The following is a 12507-nucleotide window of genomic DNA, read 5'->3' as shown; positions in this document are numbered from 1 at the left end:
AAATAGTCATGTCTTGAAAACGCATAAGCCAGCGCGAGGCTGGCTTATGGTTGAATTTCCAACGAGTTGGACAATCAGTCGGCTTGTGCTGCTTCCGCCGGCTTGACTGCTTCTTCGTAAGAGACCGCTTTATCGGTCACCTTAGCCTTCTGCAGAACAGTATCCACAACTTGTTCTTCCAGCACAACCGAACGTACTTCGTTCAGTTGCTGGTCGTTCTTGTAGTACCAAGCCACGACCTGCTCAGGTTCCTGGTAGGCCGATGCCATTTCCTGAATCATTTCGCGAACACGGTCTTCGTCTGGCTTGAGGTCGAACTGCTTGACCACTTCAGCCACGATCAGGCCCAGCACAACACGGCGCTTGGCTTGCTCTTCGAACAGCTCGGCCGGCAGTTGGTCAGGCTTGATGTTGCCACCAAACTGCTGAACAGCTTGAACGCGCAGGCGATCCACTTCGTTGGACAGCAGAGCCTTGGGCACTTCGATCGGGTTGGCGGCCAGCAGACCGTCCATAACCTGATTTTTGACCTTGGACTTGATGGCCTGACGCAGCTCACGCTCCATGTTCTTGCGAACTTCGGTGCGGAAGCCTTCGATACCGGTTTCCTTTATGCCGAATTGAGCGAAGAACTCTTCGTTCAGTTCTGGCAGCTTAGGCTCGGAAACACTGTTGACGGTCACGGTGAACTCGGCGGCTTTGCCGGCCAGGTCCAGGTTCTGGTAGTCAGCAGGGAATTCCAGGTTCAGAACGCGCTCTTCGCCGGCTTTGGCGCCAACCAGACCGTCTTCGAAGCCTGGGATCATGCGGTTGGAGCCCAGCACCAGCTGGGTGCCCTTGGCGGAACCGCCAGCGAATACTTCGCCGTCAACCTTGCCTACGAAATCGATGTTCAGTTGGTCTTCGTTCTGGGCAGCGCGCTCGACCACTTCGAAACGAGTGTTCTGCTTGCGCAGGATTTCCAGCATGTTGTCCAGGTCCGAATCAGCGACGTCGGCGCTCAGGCGCTCGATTTCGATGCCTTCAAAACCGGCCACTTCAAACTCAGGGAACACTTCGAATGTAGCAACGTATTCCAGGTCCTTGCCAGCTTCCAGGGACTTGGGCTCGATCGAAGGCGAGCCAGCCGGGTTCAGCTTCTGCTCGACAACGGCTTCGTAGAAGGAAGCCTGGATCACGTCACCTACAGCTTCCTGGCGCGCATCGGCACCAAAACGACGCTTGATTTCGCTCATCGGCACTTTGCCTGGACGGAACCCAGCGATCTTGGCCTTTTGGGCAGTCTGCTGCAGACGCTTGTTGACCGCAGTCTCGATACGCTCTGCCGGCACGGTGATGCTCAGGCGGCGCTCGAGAGCAGTAGTATTTTCAACAGAAACTTGCATGGATATTCCTCGTTGCACAGACGTTAGCCGGCCATTTCCGACCCCAATCAAGGGCATGCATTCTAGTGGGTCAAACTCAAGAAGTCACCCTACTGGAAATACACCCGAAAACAGCCGGCAATTTATCGGTACGAAGGCACTGAAGTACCTCGCCCCGGTGACAAATACAGCCCATTGCGCCAGGGCTCTGCGCCGCCCTTCTATATATAGAAGGAGCCATTCATCTCCCTGACGCCCCGCCCCGCGAACGGAGCGAGCAGGCAACGCGGCATCATCGAGACATACAAATACGACGAAACGCGCTGCCGATGCAGCCCAATAACTGCGGCCACCGAAATACCAAACCGCCAAAACCAAAAAAGGCGCCAGACTGTTAAATCTGGCGCCTTTCGAATATGGGGTGGACGAAGGGGATCGAACCCTCGACAACGGGAGTCACAATCCCGTGCTCTACCAACTGAGCTACGCCCACCATATTGCGTTAACAAAGAAACCAAACTACTTCTTTGTTGAACCTTGCCCTGCCTGACGGCCGAGCAACGTTTATTTGGTGCGGATGAAGAGACTCGAACTCTTACGCCTCGCGGCGCTGGAACCTAAATCCAGTGTGTCTACCAATTCCACCACATCCGCGCTTGAAGCTCTTAAAGCAAAGGCGCCAGACGATTAATCTGGCGCCTTTTAAAATATGGGGTGGACGAAGGGGATCGAACCCTCGACAACGGGAGTCACAATCCCGTGCTCTACCAACTGAGCTACGCCCACCATCTAGCGCTACTTGTGCCAAAGCTGCCTAATGGCGCACCCGGCAGGACTCGAACCTGCGACCATCCGCTTAGAAGGCGGATGCTCTATCCAGCTGAGCTACGGGCGCCTGATTAATCTGTACTCTTGGAGGATTACAAACTAAGTGTTTCCAGCCTTGCAGCACAACTCAATCTGCTTGACCTTCTAACCAGTGCTAGGCTGTGCCCGACAAGTGCGACGAATAGTATAGAGGGTCCCGAAACCCGTCAAATCTTTTTTGAAAAAAATTCATTTTATTTAAGGGGTTAGGGCAATTTGCAGACCAAGCGCCTTTGCCCTCGCGCCTCGGCATGCGAGAATGCGCGCACTTTTCTTCCCCCTCTCGATGGTTAATCACGCGTAATGACTGCACAACTTATCGACGGCAAATCAATCGCCGCCAGCCTGCGCCAGCAGATCGCCAAACGCGTCACCGAGCGTCGCCAGCAAGGCCTGCGCACGCCTGGCCTCGCGGTGATCCTGGTCGGCAGCGATCCTGCCTCTCAGGTTTATGTCTCGCACAAGCGTAAAGACTGTGAAGAGGTCGGCTTTATCTCCAAGGCCTACGACTTGCCTTCCCAGACCACTCAACAGGACCTGACCGACCTGATTGACAGCCTCAATGATGACCCGAACATGGACGGCATCCTGCTCCAGTTGCCGCTGCCCGAGCACCTGGACGCCTCCAAACTGCTGGAACGCATCCGCCCGGACAAAGACGTCGATGGGTTCCACCCCTATAACGTCGGCCGCCTGGCCCAGCGCATCCCACTGCTGCGCCCCTGCACGCCCAAAGGCATCATGACCCTGCTGGAAAGCACCGGGGTTGATCTCTATGGCCTCGACGCGGTTGTCGTTGGCGCGTCGAATATCGTTGGCCGCCCGATGGCCATGGAACTGTTGCTGGCCGGCTGCACCGTGACCGTCACCCACCGCTTCACCAAAGACCTCGCCGGCCATGTTGGCCGCGCTGACCTGGTGGTGGTCGCCGCCGGCAAGCCGGGCCTGGTCAAGGGTGAGTGGATCAAGGAAGGCGCCATCGTCATCGACGTGGGCATCAACCGCCAGGACGACGGCAAGCTGGTTGGCGACGTGGTTTACGACACCGCCCTGCCCCGTGCAGGCTGGATCACCCCGGTTCCAGGCGGTGTAGGCCCGATGACCCGGGCGTGCCTGCTGGAAAACACCCTGTATGCCGCAGAATCGTTGCACGCCTAATAACCAGGGGTACTGAAAAAGCCCTGCCTTATCGCAGGGCTTTTTATTGCCAGAAGACAATCTGTTTTCTCAGTTTTAAGCAGTTTCGTCTGGTTCTGTAAGAACATTCGACAGTTTCTGACACCACTCCCAATGTGATCCAGGCTGACCACCCGTCGCGCCCCCGTCCACCTCCCCTCCAGGCCCCGCTCCACCCGCCGATAACCCTACTAACCGCATGCCTACACCTTGCGCCCCTTCCGATCGAGCCCCAACCATGAACCCACTCTCCCTCCTCAAAAAAGCCCGGCCCAACCGTCAAGGCACCGCTACCCTCACCTGCACCGCCAGCGAGCTGGGCGCGTCCTTAGCCACCCTGCGCATCAGCCCTATCCTCATCACCGGCTTCATCTCCCCGCACTTGGACATCGACCAAGTCGCGGCCCAGCTCAAGCGCCAATTCCCTCAATCCACAATCAGCCTCTGCACCACCTCCGGCGAACTCTGCAACGCCGCCAACGCCCTCTACTGCGCCACCGGTGAGCGCTGGGACCGGGTGGTGTTGCAGCTGTTCGACGACAGCGTGATCGCCTCCGCCGAGGTGGTGATGGTGCCGTTGGAATGTGAGGACATCCGCAGTGGCGGCAAGCGCCTGGGCATGCAGGAGCGGATTGCCAAGCTGGTCAGCAATATCAAGCGAGTGCAGGTGCACACACAGATCGATCATCGCGATACGTTGGCGTATGTGGTGTTCGATGGGTTGTCGGCGTCGGAATCGTTTTTTATGGAGGCGCTGTATGAGTCGGGGCGTTTTCCGTGCTTGTTCGTGGGTGGGTCGGCAGGGGGTAAGTCGGATTTCCAGAAGACACTGATCCATGACGGCCAGCGCAGTTATCAGAACCATGCGCAGATTGTGTTCCTGAAAACGGCGGCCGACGTGCGATTTGGTGTGTTTAAAAGCCAGAACTTCGAACCGGCCGATTTGACCTTCAGCGTGTTGACCGCCTCGGTGGAGGACCGCACGATCGACCAGGTGATCGACAGCAGCGGCAACATCAAGAGCATGGTGCAGGCGCTGTGCGATGCATTCAATTGCACACCCCAGGCGCTTGAGTCGAAGCTGGCGGATTACTCGTTTGCCATTCGCGTGGGCAGTGAGTTGTTTGTGCGCTCCATCGCACGCATCGACTATGAGCAACAGATCGTGCAGCTGTTTTGCGACGTGGCGCCGGGCGAGGAGTTGCTGATGGTGCGGCGTACGCCGTTGCGTGAGGCGACACGTTTGGACTACGAGCAGTTTCTGCGTGGCAAGGGCGGCCAACCGATGGCGGGCATCCTCAATGACTGCATTTTGCGAAGGCTAAACAACGGCGCCGAGTTGGGCAGCATGGCCGGCGCGTTTGGTGATGTGCCGCTGGCGGGGTTCTCGACTTTTGGGGAGATTCTGGGCTTGAACCTGAACCAGACGCTGACGGCGATATTCTTCTTTCGCGTGGCCAAGGGCGCCAGTTTCAGCGACGAGTACGTAGACCATTTCATCGCCCACTACGGCGAGTTCAAGGCATTTTTCCTGCGCCGCCAGGTGAAGAAGCTGGCGGGCTTGAACCATGTGGTGGTCAAGCAGATTGCCGCGTTCAAGAACAATGACTTCACCAATACCCTGAATACCCGTGGGCTGGACCGCAATATCCTACCGGTGTTCGAAGGCCTGGCTGACTTGGGCCAGGTGTTGGCGCAGGCCGAGCGGCAGCAGGAGGAAATCGCTTCGCAGCTCAAGCACTACTCGGGTGAGTTGCATGCTTCGATGGATGATCTGGTGGGCACCATTGACCGGCAGAACAGCGTGTCTGCCCAGGCTGGGGCCACGGTGGAGGGACTGTCGAACCAGGCAGATGTCGCGGTGGAGGGTGCGCGCACGTTGGCGGATTCGAGTTTGCGCATCCAGTCGATTGTGCAGGTGATCCAGCAAATCGCCGGGCAGACCAACCTGCTGGCGCTCAACGCCGCCATTGAGGCGGCGCGTGCCGGCGACCTGGGCCGAGGCTTTGCGGTGGTGGCGGACGAGGTGCGCAAGCTGGCAGAGATCACGCGCAAGAATGCAGCGGAGATTGGCGTGGATATCGACGTGCTGTCATGCGAGATACAGCGGGTAGCCCGGCAGATTGAAGACCAGTCCAGCGGTGTGGGCGCGCTGCGCGAGATGCTTGATGCGCTGGAGGCGTCAAGCCGCGCGACTGAGGGTACGGCGCAGCGTACGAAGACGATTGCGGATACGTTGACGGGCCTTACGCATGCGTAGACTTTAAGGGGAAAGCGCGGGTGCCCGAGTCGCCAGGGTTGCAACGCGCACCTGTGCCTGCCGTTGAATGCGCTTGGCCAGTCCGTCCACATTCGGTTTACTTGGCGAGGCGAACGGCGCTGCGAGACACTCCCCTATCCCACAACAGCAAAAGGCCTTAAAGCGGCAGCCGATCTACGCGATCAAGCAATAAGCCTGGCAAAGCATGGGGTTCTGGATGATCGGCGATACGCTGAGCCGTTCCCGAACTCCAGCTACATGCCTGTTTCGCGGGATCATCAGTGAACCGCTTGGGAAACCCAATCACCGCATTACAACGGCCGCCATACTTATGCAACTATGTGCTTGATGGCGGGAATAAACCGGCATTCATTCCTGGCCAGCTCTGGCACAGCATCCAAGTGCTACTGACGACCTATGCAAAGTGGCTGTCGTCGACCACCGACTGGTCTGAAGTCGGAAAGCTGGAGCACTCCATGATGGGTACAAAATCAGTACAACCCTGACCAGTCATCGGCTTAGGACCTTTATTTAAAGGGTCTCTATCACTTTCTGATCCATACTCCTAAAATGTAACGCTATTTGTCATCAAACCCGTTTCCAAACGGTATTTCCTTACTTTTTAGCGAGTTCATCCGCGTGAAAATTCGTCTTTCTATTGTCAGCCTTTTTTTTGCACTTACAGGCACCTTCGCCCACGCCGCCGAATCCACCCAGGCCCCGCGTGACGGTTCGAAACTGCAAATCGCTTCCGGCAGCGCCATGCTGGTGGATTTGCAGACCAACAAAGTCATCTATTCCAGCAACCCCGACGTCGTGGTGCCCATCGCTTCGGTCAGCAAGCTGATGACCGGCCTGATTGTGCTGGAAGCCAAGCAGAACATGGACGAATACATCGACATCAACATCACCGACACACCGGAGATGAAAGGCGTGTTCTCGCGCGTGAAGATCGGCAGCCAAATGCCGCGCAAGGAAATGCTGCTGATCGCGCTAATGTCCTCGGAAAACCGCGCCGCCGCGAGCCTGGCCCACCATTACCCGGGCGGCTACGCGGCGTTCATTGCCGCGATGAACGCCAAGGCCAAGGCGCTGGGCATGACCAGCACCCATTACGTGGAGCCGACGGGCCTGTCGATCCATAACGTGTCGACCGCCCGGGACCTGAGCAAGCTGTTGGCCTATGCGCGCAAATTCCCGATGTTGAGCCAGTTGAGCACCACCAAGGAAAAGACCGTGGCGTTCCGCAAACCCAACTACACCCTGGGCTTCTCCAACACCGACCACCTGATCAATCGTGCCAACTGGGACATCAAGTTGACCAAGACCGGTTTTACCAACCAGGCCGGGCATTGCCTGGTGCTGGTCACCAGCATGGGTAACCGCCCGGTTTCGTTGGTAATCCTGGATGCCTTTGGCAAGTTCACCCATTTTGCCGACGCCAGCCGTATTCGCAGTTGGGTCGAAACCGGCAAGGGCGGCCCGGTGCCGGATGTGGCGTTGCGCTACAAGGCCGACAAGAACCTGAAGAATCGCCCCGGCGCGGCAGAGGTTCGCCGCTGATCCAGGCACACGCCACTGAAACACATTGTTATTTGCGCTCTGCCAGCACCTTGAGCGCTTGCGCCGCCGCTTGCTCCTGTCCTGCCTGGGACGTGGCGTTCGCGGCATTGCGCCACCGCTGCGCGTCCACATTGGCCGGCAGCTGGCTTGGGCGCTGGGTGAGAATCGCCCAGTGGCCCGCGCTCTTCCACGCCGACTCGAAGTCGCTGAAACCCATCATCAATCGCCGCTCCATGCCGGACCGCAACAGCACCGTGCTCTTCTGCTGATTGAACCCCACCACCACGACATAGCGAGGCCCCGACCAGAAGCTTGAGTTGATCCGCGCCATCACCGGATACCCCGCCGCAACCTGCGCCAGCACCGCCGTCAGCTTGGCATCCAGTGGATACACCATCAGCCCGTACTCACGCGCCAGCTTCTGCATGTTGCGCTCAAGGTCCGCCTCGGCGCCGGGCAAGTGCAGCGGCTTATCCAGCAACCCCGGTGTCATCACAATGCCTTGTTGCGACAGCATGCTGGCCAGAGCCGTAGGCCCGCTCTGATACGCCTCGCTTCGAAAGGTGGGGACGCCGTTGAGCTCAACCCGCTCCGGCAGGCCGGGGAGTTTCGAAGGCTGACTGGAACAAGCCGTCAGCCCAAGGGCACAGGCGAGCAGGATGGATGCTTTAAGGTTCGACCGTAAGCGCAATTTTTTACTCTCTTGATCAACTGCCGGTGAGGGTCCCGATCATAGGATGCTCTTGGGCAGGGGTATAGCCTTCAGTGTCGGTAAAACGCCTGCCATAGAGCAAACAAGTTGGATGAACACGACCATTGGTCAATAGCAGGCAACCGCCGGATAGCTAGACTGTCCATTGAGAAGACTGTGTGTACCCCGGACGGGGTGAAGGGAGGCCTGAATGAGCCTTGCAACGACGATTATCATGTTGGTCTGCGGATGGCTGGCGGTGGCCGCCGCCATGTTGTGGGGGGTCATGCGCGTGACTCGCCGACATCATCACCCCCACGTCAAACCTGCTGCGCCCGCCGAGCCGGGCAAGACGACCGCGCATCACGCTTAGCCGGGCATGCAATTGAAGTCTTGCGTGGCGGCGACTTCCTTGCCGTGGCCATCCTTGAGCGCTGCGCGCACTGTCGTACCCAGGCTCGATTCCTCCAGAGTGTAATGCTCACCCGCCTTGAAATGCTTGTACTCGACCCGGCCCTGGCAGTCCTGCTGGTTGTCGTCGCCAGGCTCTTCTTCAAATAACGTCACGTCCAGGCGATGGTCCCCGGGGCTTACTTCAAAATAGCGCCCGTCATCCACGCGCTTCCCGTCGAGGCGCTCGGCCAGCAGGTCATTCGGTGCTTCTTCCTTCAAGCCGATCCAGGCCTGGCTCGGGTCGGCCTTGGGTAGCGGGCCGGCGCACGCCGACAACAACACGACAGCCGCAAGGGCGGGGATCAACAACAGTGTTTTCGGTGACATGGCAGGGCTCCAAAAGCTCATCAGTAAAAAGGCGTATCCGATGGCTGACAAGCTTGAAGAGCCGCCGTTTGTAGAACAAATGAATACAAATGAAACGATCTTCAGCCGTTACCTAAATGTTCCTTCACCTGGCTGAAAGGTGCGTGTTAGGTGGGTCGGGCAAGACTGCCGGGGTTTGCAATCCTGCTTTTCTCGGAGACTCACGCATGCTCGGGCTGGTAAAGACCGCACTGCACAAGCCGTACACGTTCATTGTGTTGGCCATATTCATCTGCATCATCGGGCCCATGGCGGCCTTGCGTACGCCCACCGATGTTTTCCCCGATATCGGTATCCCCGTGGTCGCCGTGGTCTGGCAATACAACGGCCTGTCGCCGGATGCCATGGCCGGGCGAGTGATCTACACCTACGAACGCTCTCTGAGTACCACCGTCAACGACATCGAACACATCGAATCGCAATCGCTGCCTGGCATGGGCATCGTCAAGATCTTCTTCCAGCCCGGCGTGGATATCCGCACTGCCAACGCCCAGGTAACGGCGGTGTCACAGACCGTGCTCAAGCAGATGCCACCGGGCATCACACCGCCGCTGATCCTCAACTACAGCGCCTCCACCGTGCCGATCCTGCAAATGGCGTTCTCAAGCCCAAGCCTTTCGGAAGCCAGGATTCGCGATCTGGTGCAGAACAATATCCGCCTGCCGCTGAGCGCCCTGCCCGGCCTGGCGATGCCCACGCCGATGGGCGGCAAGCAGCGCCAGATCACCCTCGACCTCGATCCTCAGGCCCTGGCTGCCAAAGGTTTGTCGGCCCAGGACGTAGGCAATGCCCTGGCGCTGCAGAACCAGATCATCCCGGTGGGCACCGCCAAGCTCGGTCCCAACGAATACACGATCCTGCTCAACAACAGCCCCAAAGCCATCGATGAGCTCAATGACTTGCCGATCAAGAGCGTCGACGGCGCGATCATCACCATCGGCCAAGTCGCCCACGTGCGGGACGGCTCGCCACCGCAGACCAATATCGTGCGCGTCGACGGCCACCGCGCCGTGCTGATGCCGGCGTTGAAGAACGGCAGCATTTCCACCTTGTCGATCATCGACGGCATCCGCCAGATGTTGCCGCGTATCAACGAAACCCTGCCGCCGTCGCTGAAGACCTCGCTGCTGGGCGACGCCTCGGTGTTCGTCAAGCAATCGGTAGGCAGCGTGGCTCAGGAAGGCATCATCGCCGCCCTGCTGACCAGTGCGATGATCCTGCTGTTTCTCGGCAGTTGGCGCTCAACGCTGATCATCGCCGCGTCGATTCCCCTGGCAGTGCTGTCGGCCATCGCGCTGCTGGCGGTCAGCGGGCAGACCCTCAACGTGATGACCCTGGGCGGCCTGGCATTGGCGGTGGGCATTCTGGTGGACGACGCCACGGTGACCATCGAAAACATCAACTGGCACCTGGAACAAGGCAAGGCGGTGAAGACCGCGATCCTGGACGGTGCCGCGCAGATCGTCGGCCCGGCGTTCGTCTCGCTGCTGTGCATCTGCATCGTGTTTGTGCCGATGTTTTTGCTGCAAGGCATCGCCGGGTACCTGTTCCGGCCGATGGCGCTGGCGGTGATCTTTGCCATGGCCAGTTCGTTCATCCTCTCGCGCACCCTGGTGCCGACACTGGCGTTGTTTCTGCTCAAGCCCCACATACCGGAGCAAGGCCCGGGGCATCATCCGGAAGATCAATTTATCAACCACCACGAGGGTGAACAGCACAGCAAGCCGCGCCATGCCGTGCTGCAATCGGTGCTGAACTTTCAGCAAGGGTTCGAGCGGCGCTTCTCGAACATCCGCGACAGTTACCATGGGCTGTTGATGCTCGCACTGGGCGCACGCAAGCGCTTTATCGTCGGGTTTCTCGCCTGCGTGCTGGCCTCGTTCGTGTTGCTGCCCAGCCTGGGCCAGGATTTTTTCCCGGCGACCGATGCCGGGGCACTGGCGCTGCATGTTCGCCTGCCGCTGGGTACGCGCATCGAGGAAAGCGCCGCCGCGTTCGACCGCATCGAAGCGCGGATACGCGAAGTGATCCCGGCGCAAGCGCTGGACACTGTCGTCGACAACATCGGCATCCCGCTCAGCGGCATCGACATGGCCTACAGCAGCAGCGGTACCATCGGCCCGCAGGACGGCGATATCCAGGTCACCCTGAAAAAAGACCACGCGCCCACCGCCGGCTATGTGAAAAGACTGCGTGAAGCCCTGCCGCAAAGCTTCCCCGGCAGCCACTTCGCGTTCCTGCCGGCGGACATCAGCAGCCAGATCCTCAACTTCGGCGCGCCGGCACCGCTGGACGTGAAAATTTCCGGGCGCAACGATGCCGAAAACCGCGCCTATGCCGTGGAACTCGAACGGCGCCTGCAACACGTGCCCGGCATCGCCGACCTGCGTATCCAGCAATCCACCGGTTACCCGTCGCTGCAGGTAAATGTGGACCGCCTGCGCGCCAATGGCCTGGGCATCACCGAAAAAGACGTGACCAACAGCATGGTCGCCTCGCTCGCCGGCAGCTCCCAGGTGGCCCCCACGTTCTGGTTGAATCCGGCCAATGGCGTGTCCTATTCGATCGTGGCCGCGACGCCGCAATACCGTCTCGACAGCCTGCCATCCCTGGAGGCGCTGCCGGTGACCGGTGCCGATGGCCAGTCACAGATCCTTGGCGGCGTGGCGAGTATCTCGCGAGTACAAAGCCCGGCGGTGGTGACGCACTACAACATCGAGCCCACCCTGGACCTGTATGCCAACGTGCAAGGCCGCGACCTCGGTGGCGTCGCCCGTGACGTGCAAAAAGTGCTGGATGACACCGCCTCCATGCGCCCCAAGGGCGCGACGATCAGCCTGCACGGGCAGATCGATGCGCTGCATGAGGCGTTCAGCGGGTTGAGCTTCGGCCTGCTCGGCGCAGTGGTGCTGATCTACCTGTTGATCGTGGTCAATTTCCAGTCCTGGGCCGACCCCTTTGTGATCATCACCGCGTTGCCCGCAGCGCTGGCGGGGATCGTGTGGATGCTGTTCCTCAGTGGCACCTCGTTGTCGGTGCCTGCATTGACCGGCGCAATCCTGTGCATGGGCGTGGCCACCGCCAACTCGATCCTGGTGGTGAGCTTCTGCCGTGAACGCCTGGCCGAACATGGCGACGCCTTGAAAGCTGCGATGGAGGCCGGTTACACGCGCTTTCGCCCGGTGTGCATGACCGCCCTGGCGATGATCATCGGCATGCTGCCCCTGGCGCTTTCCGAAGAACAAAACGCGCCGCTGGGCCGCGCCGTGATCGGTGGCTTGATCTTCGCCACTATCGCCACATTGTTGTTTGTTCCCGTGGTCTTCAGCCTGGTCCACGGTCGTCATCCTACTCGCGCAATTGCTGGAGAAACGCACCATGTCGTTTGATCAAAAACCCTCGCGCAAGCGTCTGATGCTCATGGGTGTCGGCGGCCTGACCCTGGCCGCCCTGTTGGTCGCCAACGGCTTGCACGCCCGCACGTTGCATGAACAGTCGGTCACCGCCTGGACTGAAACCGCGGCCATCCCCCAGGTGATGGTGTTCCAGCCCCAAAAGAATGCCGTCGGCGACACCCTGCGCTTGCCGGCGCACCTGGAGGCCTGGAGCAAAGCGTCGATCCATGCGCGGGTCAGCGGATATCTAAAAGACTGGAACGTCGATATCGGCAGCCAGGTCAAGGCCGGGCAAATTCTCGCGCAAATCGACAGCCCGGACCTCGACCAGCAATTGGCACAAACCCACGCACGTCTGGTCCAGGAACAGGC

Annotated in this window: 9 protein-coding genes and 4 tRNA genes; 6 read left to right on the top strand and 7 right to left on the bottom strand. The window is 59.4% G+C overall.

Features of this window, described 5'->3' with window-relative positions:
• Positions 1-74: 74 nt before the first annotated feature.
• From tig to Q1V60_RS23975, 5 genes are all read right to left on the bottom strand, one after another.
• On the bottom strand, positions 75-1385 hold the full coding sequence (gene tig, locus Q1V60_RS23995) for a trigger factor (RefSeq protein ID WP_124358986.1): 1311 nt from the start codon (positions 1383-1385) through the stop codon (positions 75-77).
• A gap of 396 nt (positions 1386-1781) precedes the next feature.
• Positions 1782-1857 (bottom strand) — tRNA-His (locus tag Q1V60_RS23990).
• Positions 1858-1933: 76 nt separating this feature from the next.
• Positions 1934-2018, bottom strand: a tRNA-Leu gene (locus tag Q1V60_RS23985).
• A 56-nt stretch (positions 2019-2074) separates the two neighbouring features.
• Positions 2075-2150, bottom strand: a tRNA-His gene (locus Q1V60_RS23980).
• Between the two features lie 32 nt (positions 2151-2182).
• A tRNA-Arg gene (locus Q1V60_RS23975) sits at positions 2183-2259 on the bottom strand.
• 275 nt (positions 2260-2534) lie between these two features.
• Between Q1V60_RS23975 and folD the strand changes: the two genes are divergently transcribed.
• The 4 genes from folD to pbpG all read left to right on the top strand — a co-directional run bounded on the left by folD (position 2535) and on the right by pbpG (position 7230).
• Entirely contained in the window at positions 2535-3389 is an 855-nt protein-coding gene (gene folD / locus Q1V60_RS23970) for a bifunctional methylenetetrahydrofolate dehydrogenase/methenyltetrahydrofolate cyclohydrolase FolD (protein ID WP_300635462.1), read from the top strand.
• A 256-nt stretch (positions 3390-3645) separates the two neighbouring features.
• On the top strand, positions 3646-5667 hold the full coding sequence (locus tag Q1V60_RS23965; protein WP_300635460.1) for an FIST N-terminal domain-containing protein: 2022 nt from the start codon (positions 3646-3648) through the stop codon (positions 5665-5667).
• A 63-nt stretch (positions 5668-5730) separates the two neighbouring features.
• Entirely contained in the window at positions 5731-5952 is a 222-nt protein-coding gene (locus Q1V60_RS23960; protein WP_300635458.1) for a DUF3596 domain-containing protein, read from the top strand.
• 354 nt (positions 5953-6306) lie between these two features.
• Positions 6307-7230 carry a D-alanyl-D-alanine endopeptidase gene (gene pbpG, locus Q1V60_RS23950; protein WP_300635456.1) on the top strand — a complete coding sequence of 308 codons (924 nt, stop codon included), beginning with the start codon at positions 6307-6309 and terminating at the stop codon, positions 7228-7230.
• Positions 7231-7258: 28 nt separating this feature from the next.
• On the opposite strand, the gene Q1V60_RS23945 is transcribed toward pbpG, so the two are convergent.
• Together Q1V60_RS23945 and Q1V60_RS23940 are read right to left on the bottom strand one after the other, a co-directional pair.
• Positions 7259-7921, bottom strand: a complete 663-nt coding sequence (locus Q1V60_RS23945) for a peptidase C39 family protein (RefSeq protein ID WP_300635454.1) — start codon at positions 7919-7921, stop codon at positions 7259-7261.
• Between the two features lie 369 nt (positions 7922-8290).
• A complete protein-coding gene (locus Q1V60_RS23940) occupies positions 8291-8701 on the bottom strand; it encodes a hypothetical protein (protein ID WP_300635452.1) in 411 nt (136 codons plus the stop codon).
• A 206-nt stretch (positions 8702-8907) separates the two neighbouring features.
• Here Q1V60_RS23940 and Q1V60_RS23935 point away from each other — a divergent pair, with 206 nt between their 5' ends.
• A complete protein-coding gene (locus Q1V60_RS23935) occupies positions 8908-12129 on the top strand; it encodes an efflux RND transporter permease subunit (RefSeq protein ID WP_300635450.1) in 3222 nt (1073 codons plus the stop codon).
• Positions 12119-12507: biotin/lipoyl-binding protein (locus Q1V60_RS23930; protein ID WP_300635448.1), on the top strand; the 389-nt coding region annotated here is incomplete at its 3' end. The genes Q1V60_RS23935 and Q1V60_RS23930, both read left to right, overlap by 11 nt.

Origin of the sequence: Pseudomonas sp. (assembly GCF_030147005.1) — a bacterium.
In the GTDB taxonomy this organism is placed as follows: Bacteria; Pseudomonadota; Gammaproteobacteria; order Pseudomonadales; family Pseudomonadaceae; genus Aquipseudomonas.
Note: the sequence above shows the minus strand (reverse complement) of the source record. Positions and strands in the feature narration are given on the sequence as shown.

Excerpts from the sequence above, each read along its gene's own strand:
- tig (WP_124358986.1), bottom strand. The coding sequence starts at position 1,385 with ATGCAAGTTTCTGTTGAAAATACTACTGCTCTCGAGCGCCGCCTGAGC.
- folD (WP_300635462.1), top strand. The coding sequence starts at position 2,535 with ATGACTGCACAACTTATCGACGGCAAATCAATCGCCGCCAGCCTGCGC.
- Q1V60_RS23965 (WP_300635460.1), top strand. The coding sequence starts at position 3,646 with ATGAACCCACTCTCCCTCCTCAAAAAAGCCCGGCCCAACCGTCAAGGC.
- Q1V60_RS23940 (WP_300635452.1), bottom strand. The coding sequence starts at position 8,701 with ATGTCACCGAAAACACTGTTGTTGATCCCCGCCCTTGCGGCTGTCGTG.
- Q1V60_RS23935 (WP_300635450.1), top strand. The coding sequence starts at position 8,908 with ATGCTCGGGCTGGTAAAGACCGCACTGCACAAGCCGTACACGTTCATT.